This is a genomic window from Streptomyces sp. MK7 (genome assembly GCF_032658145.1).
Lineage (GTDB): Bacteria > Actinomycetota > Actinomycetes > Streptomycetales > Streptomycetaceae > Streptomyces > Streptomyces spiralis.
The window spans coordinates 41,702-59,335 of sequence record NZ_JAVACL010000037.1 but is presented as its reverse complement, the minus strand read 5'-3'; the positions used below and the strand labels follow the sequence as shown (position 1 = coordinate 59,335).

Below are 17,634 nucleotides of genomic sequence, written 5' to 3'. Positions count from 1 at the left end.
CGTCATCGCACGTGCGCTGACACACGCCGTCCAGGACTGGAGGAGGAGGCGCGGCCATGGCGACCACGGATCGCACACGGCCCGTTCACCGGGAGCCATCCGTACCCGGCGACGGGCCGGCCCCTTCCCGGATGCCCGGCCACTGGCTGCTCGCCCGCCTCGGTAAGCGGGTCCTGCGGCCGGGTGGCGTGGAGCTGACCGGGTGGATGCTCGACTCCTTGGAGCTGGGTGCGCACGACCGGGTGGTCGAACTGGCCGCCGGGCTCGGCGCCACGGCCCGGCTCACCCTCGCCCGCGGCCCGGCCGCCTTCGCCGCCGTGGACCGCGACGCCGCCGCCGTGGCCCGTCTGGGCGCCCTGGCCGCCCCCGGCCCCACCGAGGTGTGCGCCGTACGGGCCGACGCCGCGGACACCGGCCTGCCCGCCGGGAGCGCCGATGTCGTGTACGGCGAGGCCGTGCTGACCATGCAGCCGTATCCCGCCAAGCGGCGTGTCGTACGGGAGGCCCGCCGCCTGCTCGACGGCGTCGGTGGCCGCTACGCCCTGCACGAGATGTGCCTGCTGCCCGACGGCCTCGACGCGGACGCCGCCGACCGGATCGCGGCCGACCTGCGAGAGGCCGTCCATGTCGGCACCCGCCCGCTGACCCCGGCCGGCTGGAGCGAGCTGCTCGCCGTCGAGGGCTTCACCGTCACCGCCCGCAGAACCGTCCCGATGGCACTGCTCCAGCCGCGCCGGCTCGTCGCCGACGAAGGACTGGTCCGCGCCCTGGGCATCGCCGGCCGGGCCCTGCGCGACCCCGCGTCCCGGCGCCGGGTGATGCACATGCGCCGAGTCTTCCGACGCCATCGCGCCCACCTGGGTGCGATCAGTCTGGTCGCCGTTCCCACCCCGTCCCAGCTCTGAGGAGTCACCCGCATGTCCGCCACCGTGATCCCCGACCTGGCCGCCGAGCTGACCGTGCCCGAGGACGGCACGCTCAGCCGCGTGCTGTACCGCGACGACCGGCTGCGCGTGGTCGGCTTCGCCTTCGCCGCCGGCCAGGAGCTGACCGAGCACACCTCGGCCCTGCCCGTGGTCATCCAGGTAGTCCAGGGCCACCTCGACCTCGTCCTCGGCGGGGAGAAGACCGAGGCACGGCCCGGAAGCTGGATCCACCTGCCCGCGCGGCTCCCGCACACCGTGCGCGCCACCGAGCCGAGCGTCATGCTGCTGACCATGCTGCCCGGCGCCGGGCCGTCCGCGTCCTAGGGGCGTGTCCGCGGACTGCCCCGGACGGCGGAGCGGAGCGGAGCAGAGTGCCGTGGTGGCGCCGGCGGCGCAATCCACTCAGCCGCCGTTGCGACACCGTCGAGGAGTGGATTCGGGCGGCGGCGGTCGCGTTGCCGCCGCTCGGCGCCGGCGGTGAGCGTGGCGGCGGTGAGCGTGGCGGCGGCCGGCACGGCGCTTCGAGAGCGTGGCGTCCCGCGACCGCGTGGAAGCGACCGTGCGCTGGACGTCGGCCGACGGCTCTCCCCGGTTCGCCATCGTCCCGGTGCCGCAGGGCAGCCCGGCGGGCTCACCGGCCGCGGTGTGGCTCGACCGGGCCGGCGGCATCCCGCCCGCGCCGCCCACCCCGGCCCAGGCCAGGGCCGAGGGAACCGCCCTCGGCACGGCCGCGACCGCGGGCACGGCCCTGCTGGTGCTGGACCCCTGGTGGGCCGCCCGACTGGGCCTGGCCAGACGCCGCCGGGCCCCTGGGGGACCGCGCCTGGGCCGAGCTCGACGCACACCGAGGCGACCGGCACGCCTGACACGACCACGCGACGGGGCTCGCTCACACCGTCAGACGATCTCCAGGATGTCCGTGACCGGGCGGCGGGGGGTGGCGGGACCTCTGGGGCCGTAGCCGATGCGGAGGACCATCTGGACCCTGCCCGTGCCCGACACGGGGTCGCGGGCCAGCAGGCGCAGGTCGGGAAGCTCCAGGGCGTGCGAGGTCAGGGAGGTGGCCAGGTCGGCCGTGGTGGCCTCCAGCAGGACGCGCTCCAGGGCCTGCCCGGCGCGCAGCCAGTCGGCGGCTGCGTCGCCCGGGGTGCTCAGCAGGGCCAGGTGCGGAGTGCGCTCGAAGGCGGTGGTGCCGCGGTCGGCCACCGGCCGGCGCCCGGCGAAGTCCCGCACGGGGGCCTTTCCGTCCCGTTTGCGCGGCCCGAAGGCGTACTCGGGGACGCCGTCCACGGCGGTGTCCGCCTCCGGTCCGAGCCGGGTCCAGCGACGCAGGTCCTCGTCGGCGTCCGGGTCCAGGGCGTCCCGGCTCTCCGCGTCGTGGACCAGGTCGATCAGCGTCTCGGCGTGCCAGGGCCCCGGGAAGTGCAGCACCGCTCCCTCCCGTGCCGCGGCGTCCCGCAAGGTCGTCCGCACCTCCTCGGGGATCTCCTTCTCGGCGAAGGGGTGGCGGCTGGTGTGCCGCTGCCGGATCGCCGGGTGGAGCCGTGCCAGGTCGTCGTCGCGCGGGCGCCCCTCCGGGTCGGCGAGGTGGACCGCGGCGAGCAGGCGCGGGTCCCTCGGCTCGGGCAGCAGCGTCGTCTCCGGGACGAGACCGGCGTGCGCGGCGGCGACGCGCAGATTGAACAGCGCCGCCCCGCAACCGATGTGGAGCGCCCGGTCGTCGGGATCGGACCGCGGCATGGCCCGTGCCGGGTCGGCACGCAGCAACAGCAGACGCTCGCCGGTGACGAAGCGGAAACGCCACGGCTGCGCGTTGTGCATGGACGGGGCCGCGGTCGCCTCGGCCACCAGCCCGGTCACTGTCCTCTCATCCAGCTGTCGCGAAGCCATCATCGCCTCCTCGCACGCCGGAGCGGCGCCGCCCCGTACACGTCATCGGGTACCCCCACGGACGGCGAGGCGCCTGCCGGCACGGCGCCGCGGCCGGGGCGGCGGGTCCGCGGCAGCCGCGCCGTTCGCGCTGTCACGGATGTGCGGCGGTGCCTTCGGCGACCGCCGGACGGACCAGTGTGTTGTCGCCGGTCCGGCCGGCGAACCAGTCCGCGACGTTGCCCACGCTCGTCTCGGCGATCTGCGCCACCGCGTCCCGGGTGAAGTACGCCTGGTGCGAGGTGACCAGCACGTTGTTGAAGGTCATCAGCCGTGCCAGGCGTTCGTCGGTCATCACCTCCAGCGACTTGTCGAGGAAGAACACGCCGGCCTCCTCCTCGTACACGTCCAGGCCGACACCGCTCAGCCGACCCGCGCGCAGCGTCTCCAGCAGGGCGTCGGTGTCCACCAGGCCGCCTCGGCTGGAGTTGACCAGGATCGCGTCGTCCTTCATCAGCGCCAGAGCCCGCGCGTCCACGAGATGGTGGGTGTCCGGCAGCAGCGGCACATGCAGGCTGACCAGGTCCGCCTCGGCGAAGAGGCGCTCGCGCTCGACGTACTCCATGCCCAGCGCCAGGCAGTCGGGGTTCTCGGCGACGTCCCAGCCCAGCAGCCACATTCCGAAGCCGTGGGCGATCCGCGCGAACGCCGCCCCGATCTTTCCGGTCCCCACCACGCCGGCCGTCCGGTCCCGCAGGTCGCGGCCCATCAGCCCGTCGAGCCGGAAGTCGAACTCCCGGGTGCGGTGCGCGGCGCGCACGATGCGCCGGTCGACGGCGAGCGCCAGCGCCCAGGCGAACTCGGCGACCGAGTACGGGGAGTAGGACGACACCCGTGCCACGGTCAGCCCGAGTTCCCCGGCCGCGGCCAGGTCGATGTTGTTGTAGCCGGTGGCCCGCTGGGCGATCATCCTCGTTCCGCCCGCGGCCAGCGAGCGCAGGACCTCGGCGTCAAGGGTGTCGTTGACGCTGCTGAGCACGACCTCGCGGCCGGCCGCGGTCGGGACGGTGTCCCGGGTGAGGAACAGCCTCAGGCAGCGCAGCTCGTGCAGGCCTCCGAACACCTTGCCGAACGCCTCCCGCAGCAGCGGCTCCTCGTCCGCGAGGACGCCGTAGGCGACGATCTCCACTGCTCTCCTCTCCTCGCAAGGGGTGATGATTCGGCCGTCGCGTCAGAGCCGTTGTGTCAGAAGAGCCTGCCGGCGACGTACTCGGTGAGGTCGAGCAGCCGGTTGGTGTAACCCCACTCATTGTCGTACCAGCCGAAGACCTTCACCAGGTCGCCGTGCGCCTGGGTGAGCGGGGCGTCCAGGACGCAGGAGGCGGGGTCGCCGACGATGTCGCGGGAGACGATCGGGGCGTCCGACACGCGCAGGATCCCCTTCAGCGGCCCGTCCGCGGCCTCGCGGAAGGCGGCGTTGACCTCGTCCGCGGTCACCGCCCGGTCCAGGACCACGCTCAGGTCGGTCAGCGAGCCGTCCTCGACGGGGACGCGGACGGCGATGCCGTCCAGGGTGCCGGCCAGTTCCGGCAGCACGAGTCCGACCGCGCGGGCGGCGCCGGTGGAGGTGGGGATGATGTTGACGGCGGCGCTGCGGCCGCGGCGCAGGTCCTTGTGCGGGCCGTCGAGGACGACCTGGTCGTTGGTGTAGCCGTGGATGGTGGTCATCAGGCCCTTGACGATGCCGAAGTGCTCGTCGAGCACCTTCACCATCGGTGCCACGCAGTTGGTGGTGCAGGAGGCGTTGGAGACCACGTGGTGGTGCTCGGGGTCGTACGTGCCCTCGTTGACGCCCATCACGATCGTGGCGTCGACGTCCTTGCCCGGCACCGACAGCAGCACCTTGCGGGCACCGCCCGTCAGGTGCGCGCCGGCCTGCTCGCGGGTGCGGAAGCGGCCGGTGGACTCGATGACGACGTCCACGCCGAGGTCGCCCCAGGCGAGGGCGGCCGGGTCGCGCTCGGCGGTGACGGCGATGCGGCGGCCGTCGACGGTGAGCGAGGTGTGGTCGTGCCCGACGGGGCGCCCGAGGCGGCCGTATGTGGAGTCGTAGGCCAGCAGATGGGCCAGCGTCGCCGGTGAGGCGATGTCGTTGACGGCCACGACCTCCACCTGCGTGCCCGCCGCCGTCTCCGCGCGCTCCAGCACGCGGCGCAGGTAGTTGCGTCCGATGCGGCCGAAGCCGTTGATGCCCACGCGCACGCTCATGTCCGTCGTCCTCCCGGTCAGCGGCGCCCGGCGGGTCCGGGCCGCGCTGCCAGCCTGCCCGCCGGCGAAGGGACCGGGCTTGGGCCGCACGGGCGCCGGGTGAGGGACGTTCGGCCCGGAAACGGGGATGCTCCACAGCCGGCCGCGAGAGGGACTCGGAACACGCCCTGGAGGGCGGTCCTCTCCCGGCCCGGGGCCGAGCGGCCCCATCACGGAGGACGTCCAGGACCTGCCGCCGCGATCGTGGGCGGTTCGAGCCTGGACCCGCACGGCACCCACACTCCTGAGGAGCATCCCATGAAGGCAGCAGTCGTCCGGTCCTTCGGCGAGCCGCTGGTGATCGAGGACCGCGCGGACCCCGAGCCGGGTCCCGGCCAGGTCCGCATCCGGCTGGAGGCGTCCGGCCTGTGCCACACCGACATCCACGCCGCGCACGGCGACTGGCCGGTCAAGCCCGCCCTCCCGTTCGTCCCCGGCCACGAGGGCGTCGGCGTCGTCGAGGCGCTCGGCGACGGCGTGACCCATCTGGAGGCCGGGCAGCGGGTGGCCGTGCCCTGGCTGGGCTGGGCCTGCGGGCGGTGCGAGCACTGTCTGTCCGGCTGGGAGACGCTGTGCGAGCGGCAGCAGAACACCGGCTACGGCGTGGACGGCGGCTACGCCGAGAAGATGCTCGCCCCGGCCGACTTCGCCGCCCCGGTCCCCGACGGCATCGACCCGCGTGACGCCGCCCCGCTGACCTGCGCCGGCGTCACCACGTACAAGGCGCTGAAGGTCGCCGGCGTCCGCCCGGCCCAACTGGTCGCGATCTCCGGCGTCGGCGGGCTCGGCCACCTGGCCGTGCAGTACGCGAAGATCGCCGGGGCCACCGTCGCCGCGATCGACGTCACCGACGACAAGCTGGAGCTCGCCCGGGAGCTCGGCGCGGACATCCTGATCGACGCCCGCAAGGAGGAGCCCGCCGAGGTGCTGAAGCGGCACGGCGGCGCGCACGCCGCGATCGCGCTGGCGGTGAACGAGCAGGCGTTCGGCGCCGTCTACGGCGGCCTGCGACGCGGCGGCAAGCTGGTCATGGTCGCCCTGCCCGCCGGAGGCACCATCCAGGTGCCGATCTTCGACACCGTCCTGAACGGCACCTCGGTGATCGGCTCGATCGTGGGAACCCGCCAGGACCTGGCCGAGGTGTTCCAGCTGCACGCCGCCGGACGCACCAGGGTGATCTACGAGACCCGCCCGCTTGAGACCGTCAACGAGTCCATCGCCGACGTCCTCGCCGGACGGGTCGAGGCGCGCGTCGTCTTCGAGATGTGACCCGGAGGACAGGACTCCCGCGCCCGGCCCGAGAACCGAAAGTCGCGACTCCCGCACCCGGCCCGAGAAGCGAAAGTCGCGACTCCCGCACCCGACCCGAGAACCGGAAGGAAGAGCACCGCGATGGTCCGTTACGTGTACGCGTTCACCGAGGGCAGCCGCGACATGGCCGGCCTGCTCGGCGGCAAGGGCGCCAATCTGGCCGAGATGACCCGCATGGGCCTTCCGGTGCCGCCCGGGTTCACCGTCACCACCGAAGCCTGCCGGGCCTATTTCACCACCGGCGCCGAACCGGACGGGCTGGCCCGGGAGGTCTCCGAGCACCTGACCTCCCTGGAGCGGGCCGCCGGGCGGCGGCTGGGGCAGCCGGACGACCCGCTGCTGCTGTCCGTCCGGTCCGGGGCCCGCTTCTCCATGCCCGGCATGATGGAGACGATCCTGGACATCGGGCTCAACGACGAGTCGGTCCTGGGACTGGCGAAGTCCTCCGGCGACGAGCGATTCGCCTGGGACTCCTACCGCCGCCTCGTGCAGATGTTCGGCAGCACCGTCATGGGGGTCGACGGCGCGCTGTTCGAGGACGCCATGTCCGGCCTGAAGGAGGCCCGCGGCGCGGCGGACGACCTGGGCCTGGGCGCGGCCGACCTGGCCGGGCTCGTCGAGGCGTACAAGGAGCTGATCCGCCGGGAGACCGGCGAGCACTTCCCGCAGAACCCGGCCGAGCAGCTCCACCGGGCGGTCCTCGCCGTCTTCCAGTCCTGGAACGGCGAGCGGGCCCGTCTGTACCGGCGGCGCGAGCACATCCCCGACGATCTGGGCACGGCGGTCAACGTGCAGACCATGGTCTTCGGCAACCTCGGCCCCGACTCCGGCAGCGGTGTCGCCTTCACCCGCGACCCGGCCACCGGACGGCCCGGCCTGTACGGCGACTATCTGCCCAACGCGCAGGGCGAGGACGTCGTCGCGGGCATCCGCAACACCGTCCCGCTGGACGAGCTGGGCCGCCTGAACCCGCGGGCCTTCGCCCGACTGCGCGATCACATGCGGCAGTTGGAGACCCACTACCGGGACCTGTGCGACATCGAGTTCACCATCGAGCGCGGCCGGCTGTGGATGCTCCAGACCCGGGTCGGCAAGCGCACCGCCGAGGCCGCCTTCGCCATCGCCGCCGAACTGGTGGAGGAGGGCCTCATCACCCCGGACGAGGCCCTGGCCCGGGTCAGCGGCGAAGGGCTCGCCCGGCTGATGTTCCCCCGCTTCGACACCTCGGCCGTCGGTGAGGCGCTGGCCCACGGCATTCCCGCCTCGCCGGGTGCCGCGGTGGGCGCCGCCGTGTTCGACTCCGCCGAGGCCGTACGGCGCGCCGCCGCCGGGGAGAAGGTGGTGCTCGTACGACAGGAGACCACGCCCGACGACCTGCCCGGCATGGTCGCCGCCCAGGCCGTCCTGACCAGCCGCGGGGGCAAGACCAGCCACGCGGCCGTGGTCGCCCGCGGCATGGGCAAGGTGTGCGTGTGCGGAGCCGAGGCCGTCTCCGTGGACCCTGAGGGGCGCCGCTTCACCGTCGGTGGCACCACCGTCGAGGAGGGCACCGTCATCTCCGTCGACGGCTCCGAGGGCGCCGTGTACGCCGGGGCGGCCCCGCTGGTCGACTCCGCCGTCATGCGGTACTTCGAGACCGGCGAGCGCTCGGACGGGCTGGTCGACGCGGTGGCCCGCGCCATGCAACAGGCCGACAGGACGAGCCGGATGGGGGTCCGGGCCAACGCGGACACACCCGAGGACGCGGCCCGCGCCCGCCGGTTCGGCGCCCGGGGCATCGGCCTGTGCCGTACCGAGCACATGTTCCTCGGTGACCGGCGGCAGCTGATCGAGGCGATGATCCTCGCCCGCACCGACGCCGACCGCGAACGGGCACTGGACGCGCTGCTGCCCCTGCAGCGGCAGGACTTCGTCGGCATCCTGGAGGCGATGGACGGCCTGCCGGTCACCATCCGGCTGCTGGACCCGCCGCTGCACGAGTTCCTGCCCGACCGCACCGAGCTGGCGGTGCGCATCGCCGCGGCCGAGGCCCACGGCGCCCCGACCAGCGAGCACGACGCCGAGTTGCTGGACGCCGTGAACCGCATGCACGAGGAGAACCCCATGCTCGGCCTGCGCGGCGTGCGCCTGGGGCTGGTGGCGCCGGGCCTGGTCGCCATGCAGGTGCGGGCGATCGCCGAGGCGGTCGTGGAGCGCAGGCGTGCGGGCGGCGATCCGCACGCCGAGATCATGGTCCCGCTGATCGACACCGTCGAGGAACTGCGGCTCGTGCGCGAGGAGGTGGAGCAAGTCCTGGCCGAGGTCGGCCGGGCCTCGGGGATCCCCGTCGACTGCCCGGTGGGCACCATGATCGAGCTGCCCCGGGCCGCACTCACGGCCGGCCGGATCGCCGAGGAGGCGCGGTTCTTCTCCTTCGGCACGAACGACCTGACCCAGACGACCTGGGGCTTCTCCCGTGACGACGTCGAGGCGGCGTTCTTCTCCGCCTATCTCGACAAGGGCATCTTCAAGGTGTCGCCGTTCGAGACGATCGACCGGGACGGTGTGGGCCGGCTGGTCGAGATCGCGGTCGCCGAGGGCCGCGCCACCCGGCCCGACCTGAAGATCGGCGTCTGCGGCGAACACGGCGGGGACCCCGAGTCGGTCCACTTCTTCCACCACGCGGGACTCGACTACGTCTCCTGCTCGCCCTTCCGTGTCCCGGTCGCACGCCTGGAGGCGGGGCGCGCCGCGCTCGCCGAGACGGCGCCCGACGAGAGCAGGTGACGGCGCCCGGCGAGAGCAGGTGACGGCGTCAGGGTCCGTCGGCGCCCGGACCGGTCGGCCCCCAGGTCCCGGGCACGCCACCCTGGGCCGCCTGGCCCGGCGTTCGGGGCCGGTCGGACACCGGCCGGGGACCGAGGGGACCTGGGGGACGCGCCGGCATCCGCGAGACGCTGCCGATGGGAGCGGTACCGATCCCCCCGGTGCCGCTCCCGCACGGGCCGCCCGTTCAGCGGCCCGCTCTCTGGATGACGGAGGCACACGTCCCATGACCCGCCACGACGACCGCACCGAGACCGCGGTTCCCGCCGGCGCCCCGTCCGACACCGCCATCGCCGTGGACCGGCTGGTGACGAACGGACTCAAGGCGCTGGCCGACTACGAGGCACTGACCCAGGAACAGGTCGACCACATAGTGAAGAAGGCGTCCGTCGCCGCCCTGGACCAGCACACCGCGCTGGCCCGCCTGGCGGTGCAGGAGACCGGGCGCGGGGTCTTCGAGGACAAGGCCGCCAAGAACATGTTCGCCTGCGAACACGTCACACACAGCATGGGCCCGATGAAGACGGTCGGCGTCATCGCCCGTGACGACGTCGACGACATCATCGAGGTGGCCGAGCCGGTCGGCGTGGTGTGCGCGATCACGCCCGTCACCAACCCGACCTCCACGACGGTCTTCAAGGCGCTGATGGCGCTGAAGACCCGCAACCCCGTCGTGTTCGCGTTCCACCCCTCCGCCCAGCGCTGCAGCGCCGAGGCGGCCCGCATCGTGCGGGACGCGGCCGTCGCGGCGGGGGCGCCGGAGCACTGCGTGCAGTGGATCGAGTCCCCCTCCGTCGAGGCGACCGGCACCCTCATGCGCCACCCCGGTGTCTCCCTGATCCTCGCCACCGGCGGCAACGCCATGGTCAAGGCCGCCTACTCGGCCGGAAAGCCCGCCCTGGGCGTGGGCGCGGGCAATGTGCCCGCGTATGTGCACAAGAGTGCCAAGCTGCGCCGGGCCGTCAACGACCTGGTGCTGTCCAAGTCCTTCGACAACGGCATGATCTGCGCCTCCGAGCAGGCCGTCATCCTCGACGAGGAGATCTACGACGCGGGCCTCGCCGAGTTCCGCACCCTGCACGCCCACGTGGCCACCGCCGAGGAGAAGGCCAGGCTGGAGGCGTTCCTGTTCCCCGTCGGCGCGGCGGGCGCGGGGTGCGAGCCCAAGGTGAACTCCGCGGCCGTCGGGCAGTCCCCGGCCTGGATCGCCGAGCAGGCGGGCTTCACCGTGCCCGCCGGTACCTCGCTGATCCTCGTCGAAGCCTCCCATGTCGGCCCGGACGAGCCGCTGACCCGCGAGAAGCTCTGCCCCGTCCTGGCCGTGCTGCGCGCCGGCTCCACGGAGCAGGGCTTCGACCTGGCGGCCGACATGGTCTCCTTCCACGGCCAGGGCCACACGGCCGTCGTCCACACCGAGGACCCGCGGCTGGCGGAGGCGTACGGCCGGCGGATGAAGACGGTGCGGATCATCGTCAACTCGCCGTCCTCGCAGGGCGCCATCGGCGGCGTCTACAACAGCCTGCTCCCCTCGCTGACCCTGGGCTGCGGCTCGTGGGGCAGCACATCGGTGTCCAACAACGTCTCCGCCGCCCAGCTGCTGAACGTGAAGCGGGTCTCGATGCGCCACAACAACCTGCAGTGGTTCAAGGTCCCGCCGAAGATCTACTTCGAGCCGCAGTCCATCCGCTACCTGACGTCCATGCCGGACGTCCACCGCGTCACCGTGGTGACCGACGCGACCATGACCCGCCTGGGCATCGTCGACCGCGTGGCGCGCGTCCTGCGGCGGCGCCGTGAGCCGGTGACCCTTCAGATCATCGACAACGTCGAACCCGAGCCGAGCATCGACTCCGTGCATCGCGGTGCCCGCCTGATGCGGGACTTCCGCCCGGACACCATCATCGCGCTGGGCGGCGGCTCCCCGATGGACGCGGCGAAGGTGATGTGGCTGCTGTACGAGCAGCCGGACATCGACTTCGCCGACATGCGGCAGAAGTTCTCCGACATCCGCAAGCGCGCCTTCCGCTTCCCCGTCCTGGGCAGGCTCGCCCGCCTGGTCTGCATCCCCACCACCTCCGGCACCGGCGCCGAGGTCACTCCCTTCGCGGTCATCTCCGACCCCGCAAGCGGCAAGAAGTACCCGCTGGCCGACTACGCCCTCACCCCCAGCGTGGCCATCGTCGACCCGCTGCTCACCACCGAGCTCCCGGCGGCGCCGGCCGCCGACAGCGGCTTCGACGCGCTCACCCACGCCATCGAGGCGTATGTGTCCGTCTACGCCAACGACTTCACCGACGGTCTGGCCCTGCACGCGATCCGCCTGGTCTTCGACAACATCGAAGCCGCCGTGAAGGACCGTGCCGCTCGGCCGGACGCGCGGGAGAAGATGCACAACGCCGGCACCATCGCCGGCATGGCCTTCGGCAACGCCTTCCTCGGCATCGTCCACGCCATGTCGCACACCCTCGGCGCCACCTTCCACATCGCCCACGGCCGCACCAACGCGGTCCTGCTGCCGCACGTCATCCGCTACAACGGCACCGTCCCGAGCAAGCTCACCGGCTGGCCCAAGTACGAGAGCTACCGCGCTCCGGAACGCTTCCAGGACATCGCCCGCACCCTGGGCCTGCCCGCCGCCACACCGGCCGAGGGCGTGGCGTCGCTCGCCCGCGCCGTGGAGGAACTGCGCGACGCCGTGGGTATCCAGCCGTCGTTCCAGGCGCTCGGCATCGACGAGCAGGCCTACCTCGGCGCCCTGCCCCAACAGGCCCTGAACGCCTACGAGGACCAGTGCGCGCCCGCCAACCCCCGGATGCCGATGCTCGACGACATGCAGGACATCATGCGCACCGCCTACTACGGCCGCCCGCCCGGCGGACCGGGCACGGACCAGGACGAGCGCGTCCCGCGCTCCGCGTGAGCCGGTGAGGCCGTCCGGTTCGTAGCAAGGCGTCCGTCCGAACCGGGCCCGTCGGCACAGGACGTCCGTCGGAACCGGGCGTCCCAACGGCCCTGGCCCACAGGGCCGTTGGGCCCTACACGCGCTCCGGCCATCGTGGTCTTCTGAGTGGGCGGCCGGGTGCACCTGTGTCTGCGGCTCCCGATCCCCCGTCCGGGACAGGAGAGCGGGGCACCCGGTACGCGTCGGCCACGGCACCGCGCCGGCAGCACGAGGGGCCCGCGGTCCACCCGGAACACCGGGAGGCCGCGGGCCCCTCGTGCTGCCGGCGGACTGTCAGCCGCCGGCCAGGTCGCGGCGGACCAGGGTTCCCGACCCGCCGTGGACCATCTCGTATGCGGCGTCGAGGGCCCCGATGGCGGCCAGTTGGCCGGCGCGTTCGACGAACCGGGCGGCGGCCTCGGCCTTGGGCCCCATGGAGCCGTCGGGCAGTCCTGACGGCCGGACGCGGACGAGCGCCGTCGCACCGCGACGGCGCCGCCTACCGCCGTGGCCAGGGATGGCCCGCCGCGGTGCGGCGGGCCATCGACGCATGGGTGACGGCGAGGGTGAGGGCCACCCCGATGACCGCGGTGGGCACCACGGCGATCGTCAGCCAGTGGCGGTCGGCGGCACCGGCGGCCGCCAGGAGGAACGCCGCTGCCGCCGCGGCGGCCAGTGCGGCGCAGACCAGGGTGACGACGACGGTGCGGGAGCGGTGCGCGTCGGCAGGGGGCGGCCCCTGACGCAGCTCCGCCCAGTCGCGGCCGGCCTCCCGCAACTCACGCCGGTTGTGCACGACCGCTCGGATCCGCAGGGCCGTCGTCACGACCGCGCCGGTGGCGGCCGAGACTCCGGGCACCCACCATGTGCCGGTCATGAGCAGGGCCGCGGCCACGACCGCGACCGTGGCCCAGCCGGACAGGCAGGCCTTTGCCGCGCTGCGGCGGGAGACGGGCCGGTCGGCTCCCGCGCGCAGGTCGGCGAGGGCGGGGACGTACCAGACGCAGCCGGCGGCGGTCACCAGGGCGGCGCCCAGGGCGAGGACGGCGTGGGACACGGTTCAGTGCACCTCCGAGAGCGCGGCGATCTCCGGGTGGTGCAGGTCGAACGCCGGGGACTCGGAGCGTATGCGGGGCAGCGAGGCGAAGTTGTGCCGCGGTGGCGGGCAGGAGGTGGCCCACTCCAGCGAGCGGCCGTAGCCCCAGGGGTCGTCGACGTCGACCGGCTTGCCGTACCTGGCGGTCTTCCAGACGTTGTAGAAGAACGGCAGGATCGACAGGCCCAGCAGGAACGAGCCGATCGTGGACAGCGTGTTGAGGGCGGTGAAGCCGTCGCCGGCCAGGTAGTCGGCGTACCGGCGGGGCATGCCCTCGACGCCCAGCCAGTGCTGGACCAGGAACGTGAGGTGGAATCCGGCCGTCAGCGTCCAGAAGGTGATCTTGCCGAGGCGCTCGTCGAGCATCTTGCCGGTGAACTTCGGCCACCAGAAGTGGAATCCGGCGAACATCGCGTACACGACCGTGCCGAAGACCGTGTAGTGGAAGTGGGCCACGACGAAGTAGGAGTCGGAGACATGGAAGTCCAGCGGCGGGGACGCCAGGATGATGCCGGTCAGGCCGCCGAAGAGGAACGTGACCAGGAAGCCCGTGGTCCACAGCATCGGCGTCTCGAAGCTCAGGGACCCCTTCCACATGGTGCCGATCCAGTTGAAGAACTTCACCCCGGTCGGCACCCCGATCAGCATGGTCATGAAGGAGAAGAAGGGCAGCAGCACCCCGCCGGTGACGTACATGTGGTGCGCCCACACGGTGACCGACAGACCCGCGATGGCGATCGTGGCGCCGATCAGGCCCATGTAGCCGAACATCGGCTTCCGGCTGAAGACCGGGATGACCTCCGAGACGATGCCGAAGAACGGCAGCGCCAGGATGTACACCTCGGGATGGCCGAAGAACCAGAACAGGTGCTGCCACAGCAGCGCGCCGCCGTTCGCCGCGTCGAAGATGTGACTGCCGAACCTGCGGTCGCACTCCAGCGCGAACAGCGCGGCTGCCAGCACCGGGAAGACGATCAGGACGAGGACCGCGGTCAGCAGCACGTTCCAGGTGAAGATCGGCATGCGGAACATGGTCATGCCCGGCGCGCGCATGCAGACGATCGTGGTGATGAAGTTGACCGCGCCCAGGATGCTGCCGAACCCGGACAGCGCCACGCCCATGATCCACAGGTCGGCGCCCAGGCCGGGCGAGTGGACGGCGTCGGACAGCGGGGCGTACAGGAACCAGCCGAAGTCGGCAGCCCCGCCCGGGGTGAGGAAGCCGAACGCGGCGATGGAGGAGCCGAACAGGAAGAGCCAGTAGGCGAGCATGTTCAGCCGGGGGAAGGCCACGTCCGGAGCGCCGATCTGGAGCGGCATGATCCAGTTCGCGAAGCCGGTGAACAGCGGCATCGCGAACATCAGCAGCATGATCGAGCCGTGCATCGTGAACGCCTGGTTGAACTGCTCGTTCGACATGATCTGCAGGCCCGGCCGGGCCAGTTCGGCCCTCATCAGCAGTGCCAGGACACCACCGACGACGAAGAAGGCGAACGCGGTGACCAGGTACAGCGTCCCGATCTTCTTGTGGTCGGTGGTGGTCGCCCACTCCACCCACGACGGCCGGTGAGCCGTCCGCGCGGCCGTGCCGCCCTGCTCGCGGGCCGCGGGGCGCGATCGTGCCCCCTCCGCGTCGTTCACGTACTCGATCTGCGCCTCGTCCATCGGACGGCGTCCTCCCCATCTGCTCGTGTCGCTGACGAACCGGGAAGTGCCGTACATGCGGTGGAAAGGCACGGCACTCCCCGGCCGCCGCTACATGATCGGCTCAGGGGTACGGGGGCCGGATAGGGTCCAAGGACCCCTCTGCGGTCCCCTGCTCAGGGACCAAAGGTCCCTCTTCACGCCGTTCCCCGGGGCCGCGCCGTGCCCCGGGCGCGCGCCGTGCCCTGGTCCGGGCCTCTCACTCGTGGGGGACGACCGCCACGGGGCAGCCGACGTGGTGGATGGCGGCGTGGGTGACGGGACCGGTGCACGGGCCGGCCAGGGACTCGGCCGGCCCGCGGCCGACCACGAGCAGGCTCCCCCCGGAGGAGGCCCGTACCAGCGCGGTCGAGGGCTTCTCCCGTACGACCGTCTCCACGACCTCGACCTCCGGGTACTTCTCCCGCCACACCTGGAGCACGGCGGACAGGAAGCCCTGCCACTCCTCGGCCCGCCACGGGTCGTCCACCAGCGCTATCTCGCCGGGACCGAGCCCCAGCACGGACGGCTGCTGCCAGGCGTGGACGGCGCGCAGCCGGGCGTGGCGCATCCGGGCCTCCTCGAAGGCGAACTCGATCACCTCGTCGCACGGGACGGCGACGTCCACGCCGAGCACCACGTCCCGGTACCCGGTCTCGGTGGAGGTGCCGCCGTCGGCCGCGGGGAGGTGCTCGTCGGCGGCCTCCTCGTCGGCCCGGACGAGGACGACCGGGCAGCTCGCCCGCGCCACGGTGGCGAGCGCGACGGAGCCCACCAGGAACCCGGTGAAGCCGCTCAGGCCGCGCGAGCCCAGGACCAGCAGACCGGCCCGCCCGGCGGCTTTCAGCAACGCCGCGGTCGCCGGTCCCTCGGCCTGCTCCTCCTCCATGGACAGCCCGGGGCAGGCGCCGCGCGCCCGCTCCTCCGCCCGGCTCAGCGCGCGCCGGGCCAGGGACCGCTGGGCCGCTTCGGCCCGCGCGCCCTCACCGTGGCGCGGGTGCCAGTTCCAGGCGTGGAACAGCCGCAGGTCCCGGCCACGGCGTTCGGCCTCCCGCGCGGCCCACTCGGTCGCGGCGAGACTCTCGGCGGAACCATCGACTCCTACGACGACGGGCGACAGCATGACCCACACCTCCTGCGCTCGATGCGCTCTCCCCGTCAGCGTCCCGCCGCCCGGCACGCAGGGGCAGAGGCCTCCCGGACTCGGGTCGGGGCCGTTCGGCCCCGTTCCGCACGGCGCACGCGCGGTGGGTGCGCGCCCCCTGTCAGCCGACGCGTTCCCAGCCCCGGCGCGGTGGCCGGGCTCCGAGCCGGGTGTCGCGGCTGCGGTAGACGATGTAGGGGCGGGTGAGGTAGCCGAGCGGGGCGGTGAGCATGTGGACCAGGCGGGTGAAGGGCCAGGCGGCGAAGAGCACGAGCGCGCTGATCGCGTGCAGTTCGAACAGGATGGGCGCGCCGCTCATCAGGTCCGGGTCGGGTTCCAGGTAGAAGATCGAGCGGAACCAGGGGGAGATGGTCTCCCGGTAGTCGTAGCCGCCGCCGGCGAGGTTCGCGGCGACCGTGGCGGCCAGGCCCAGGGCGATGGTCGCGGTGAGCAAGACGTACATCGCCTTGTCGTTGCGGGTGGTCGCGGAGAAGACCGGGCCCACCGTGCGGCGCCGGTAGACGAGGATCGCCAGGCCGCCGAGCGTGCACACCCCGGCGACGGTGCCGAGCACGACGGCCGTCACGTGGTACGTGTGCTCGCTCACGCCCGCCGCCTGGGTCCAGCTCTTCGGGATGAGCAGACCGCCGATGTGGCCGAGCAGCACGACCAGGATGCCGAAGTGGAACAGGGGGCTGCCGATGCGCAGCAGCCGGTTCTCGTACAGCTGGGAGGAGCGGGTGGTCCAGCCGAACTTGTCGTAGCGGTAGCGCCAGATGTGGCCCAGGACGAAGACGGCCAGGGCGACGTACGGCAGCACCACCCACAGCAGGATGCCGCCGGTGCCGGCCTCGGCGGCCGAGGTGAGGGACTGCGCGGGTGCGCTCATCGCGGGCCTCCTGCGGGGTCGGGCATGAACTGCGGGGGCGTGTACGGGGCGAGGCCGACCTGTTCCTCGGGCGGGCCCTGGGCGGCGAGGCGGGCGACGGTGTCCTGTTCGGCGCCCCCCAGCGGCGGCAGCGTCGCGGAGACGGACTCCAGGACCGCCGCCCAGGGCGAGTCCTCTGCGCGCAGCGCCAGCCGGAGCAGTTCGAGTCCGGCCCGGTGCCCGGTGAGCAGCCGGTGCCCGGCGGCCGGTTCGGCGGCGGCGAACTCCAGGACGACGGCGAGGTGGTCGGGCAGTTCGTCGTCGGCGAGGCGCAGCCCCGCGGCGGCGTAGGCCTGCTTCAGCCGGAGCAGGGCGATGCCGCGCCTGCGGGTGTCGCCGTGGGCGTAGTAGGTGAGGTACGGGCAGCAGCGCTTGCGGTGGTCGAAGGTGGCGACGTAGGCGGTGCCCAGCTCGGCGGCCGAGGTGCGCTCGGCGTGCGCGGTGAACGCGAGCAGCGGGTCGCAAACCCGGGCGGGCAGGACGGGGGCGGCCCGGCGGGCCAGGGACAGGCGCTCCGCCATCTGCTCGTCCGGGTAGGCCAGGAGCAGGGACTGCACCTGCCAGGCGCAGGGATGCCAGGGTTCGGTGCGGGCCGCCGGCCTCGGTCTCCTCTTCATGGCTTCG

13 protein-coding genes and 1 pseudogene are annotated in these 17,634 nt (G+C 72.9%); 5 read left to right on the top strand and 9 right to left on the bottom strand.

Annotated features, from left to right (window positions below):
- Positions 1 to 56: 56 nt before the first annotated feature.
- Both R2S09_RS30595 and R2S09_RS30590 read left to right on the top strand, forming a co-directional pair.
- Complete coding sequence (locus R2S09_RS30595; RefSeq protein WP_316744507.1) at positions 57 to 905, top strand: class I SAM-dependent methyltransferase; 849 nt, start codon at positions 57 to 59, stop codon at positions 903 to 905.
- 12 nt (positions 906 to 917) lie between these two features.
- Positions 918 to 1,250, top strand: a complete 333-nt coding sequence (locus R2S09_RS30590) for a cupin domain-containing protein (protein WP_316744505.1) — start codon at positions 918 to 920, stop codon at positions 1,248 to 1,250.
- Positions 1,251 to 1,823: 573 nt separating this feature from the next.
- Here the strand turns inward: R2S09_RS30590 and R2S09_RS30585 are convergent.
- The 3 genes from R2S09_RS30585 to gap all read right to left on the bottom strand — a co-directional run bounded on the left by R2S09_RS30585 (position 1,824) and on the right by gap (position 5,063).
- Entirely contained in the window at positions 1,824 to 2,816 is a 993-nt protein-coding gene (locus R2S09_RS30585; protein WP_316744504.1) for an Acg family FMN-binding oxidoreductase, read from the bottom strand.
- A gap of 133 nt (positions 2,817 to 2,949) precedes the next feature.
- A complete protein-coding gene (locus R2S09_RS30580; protein ID WP_316744503.1) occupies positions 2,950 to 3,984 on the bottom strand; it encodes a 2-hydroxyacid dehydrogenase in 1,035 nt (344 codons plus the stop codon).
- 56 nt (positions 3,985 to 4,040) lie between these two features.
- Positions 4,041 to 5,063, bottom strand: coding sequence for a type I glyceraldehyde-3-phosphate dehydrogenase (gene gap / locus R2S09_RS30575; RefSeq protein WP_316744500.1), 1,023 nt, complete (start codon positions 5,061 to 5,063; stop codon positions 4,041 to 4,043).
- Between the two features lie 297 nt (positions 5,064 to 5,360).
- On the opposite strand from gap, the gene R2S09_RS30570 reads away from it, so the two are divergent.
- The 3 genes from R2S09_RS30570 to adhE all read left to right on the top strand — a co-directional run bounded on the left by R2S09_RS30570 (position 5,361) and on the right by adhE (position 12,138).
- The gene (locus R2S09_RS30570) at positions 5,361 to 6,371 is read left to right on the top strand and encodes a zinc-dependent alcohol dehydrogenase (protein ID WP_306191509.1); all 1,011 of its coding nucleotides are present in this window, start codon (positions 5,361 to 5,363) and stop codon (positions 6,369 to 6,371) included.
- A 123-nt stretch (positions 6,372 to 6,494) separates the two neighbouring features.
- Positions 6,495 to 9,179 (top strand): pyruvate, phosphate dikinase, encoded by a 2,685-nt coding sequence (ppdK, locus tag R2S09_RS30565; RefSeq protein WP_316744498.1) that lies wholly within the window; start codon positions 6,495 to 6,497, stop codon positions 9,177 to 9,179.
- 265 nt (positions 9,180 to 9,444) lie between these two features.
- Complete coding sequence (gene adhE / locus R2S09_RS30560; protein WP_306191506.1) at positions 9,445 to 12,138, top strand: bifunctional acetaldehyde-CoA/alcohol dehydrogenase; 2,694 nt, start codon at positions 9,445 to 9,447, stop codon at positions 12,136 to 12,138.
- A gap of 315 nt (positions 12,139 to 12,453) precedes the next feature.
- Here adhE and R2S09_RS30555 read toward each other — a convergent pair.
- From R2S09_RS30555 to narJ, 6 genes and pseudogenes are all read right to left on the bottom strand, one after another.
- Positions 12,454 to 12,618, bottom strand: a pseudogene (locus tag R2S09_RS30555) (carbamate kinase); the annotation flags it as partial.
- A gap of 40 nt (positions 12,619 to 12,658) precedes the next feature.
- Complete coding sequence (locus R2S09_RS30550) at positions 12,659 to 13,216, bottom strand: hypothetical protein (RefSeq protein WP_316744495.1); 558 nt, start codon at positions 13,214 to 13,216, stop codon at positions 12,659 to 12,661.
- A 3-nt stretch (positions 13,217 to 13,219) separates the two neighbouring features.
- On the bottom strand, positions 13,220 to 14,920 hold the full coding sequence (ctaD, locus tag R2S09_RS30545) for a cytochrome c oxidase subunit I (protein WP_316744493.1): 1,701 nt from the start codon (positions 14,918 to 14,920) through the stop codon (positions 13,220 to 13,222).
- A 238-nt stretch (positions 14,921 to 15,158) separates the two neighbouring features.
- Complete coding sequence (locus R2S09_RS30540) at positions 15,159 to 16,061, bottom strand: universal stress protein (protein WP_316744492.1); 903 nt, start codon at positions 16,059 to 16,061, stop codon at positions 15,159 to 15,161.
- A gap of 142 nt (positions 16,062 to 16,203) precedes the next feature.
- Positions 16,204 to 16,971 carry a respiratory nitrate reductase subunit gamma gene (narI, locus tag R2S09_RS30535; RefSeq protein ID WP_306191502.1) on the bottom strand — a complete coding sequence of 256 codons (768 nt, stop codon included), beginning with the start codon at positions 16,969 to 16,971 and terminating at the stop codon, positions 16,204 to 16,206.
- On the bottom strand, positions 16,968 to 17,627 hold the full coding sequence (gene narJ, locus R2S09_RS30530; protein WP_316744490.1) for a nitrate reductase molybdenum cofactor assembly chaperone: 660 nt from the start codon (positions 17,625 to 17,627) through the stop codon (positions 16,968 to 16,970). Before narJ ends, narI begins: the two co-directional genes overlap by 4 nt.
- Positions 17,628 to 17,634 lie beyond the last annotated feature (7 nt).

What these genes read in the sequence shown, in the direction of transcription:
- ctaD (WP_316744493.1), bottom strand. Translation starts at nt 14,920, where the DNA reads ATGGACGAGGCGCAGATCGAGTACGTGAACGACGCGGAGGGGGCACGA.
- R2S09_RS30595 (WP_316744507.1), top strand. Translation starts at nt 57, where the DNA reads ATGGCGACCACGGATCGCACACGGCCCGTTCACCGGGAGCCATCCGTA.
- R2S09_RS30540 (WP_316744492.1), bottom strand. Translation starts at nt 16,061, where the DNA reads ATGCTGTCGCCCGTCGTCGTAGGAGTCGATGGTTCCGCCGAGAGTCTC.
- adhE (WP_306191506.1), top strand. Translation starts at nt 9,445, where the DNA reads ATGACCCGCCACGACGACCGCACCGAGACCGCGGTTCCCGCCGGCGCC.
- gap (WP_316744500.1), bottom strand. Translation starts at nt 5,063, where the DNA reads ATGAGCGTGCGCGTGGGCATCAACGGCTTCGGCCGCATCGGACGCAAC.
- R2S09_RS30570 (WP_306191509.1), top strand. Translation starts at nt 5,361, where the DNA reads ATGAAGGCAGCAGTCGTCCGGTCCTTCGGCGAGCCGCTGGTGATCGAG.
- ppdK (WP_316744498.1), top strand. Translation starts at nt 6,495, where the DNA reads ATGGTCCGTTACGTGTACGCGTTCACCGAGGGCAGCCGCGACATGGCC.
- R2S09_RS30585 (WP_316744504.1), bottom strand. Translation starts at nt 2,816, where the DNA reads ATGGCTTCGCGACAGCTGGATGAGAGGACAGTGACCGGGCTGGTGGCC.
- narJ (WP_316744490.1), bottom strand. Translation starts at nt 17,627, where the DNA reads ATGAAGAGGAGACCGAGGCCGGCGGCCCGCACCGAACCCTGGCATCCC.
- narI (WP_306191502.1), bottom strand. Translation starts at nt 16,971, where the DNA reads ATGAGCGCACCCGCGCAGTCCCTCACCTCGGCCGCCGAGGCCGGCACC.
- R2S09_RS30590 (WP_316744505.1), top strand. Translation starts at nt 918, where the DNA reads ATGTCCGCCACCGTGATCCCCGACCTGGCCGCCGAGCTGACCGTGCCC.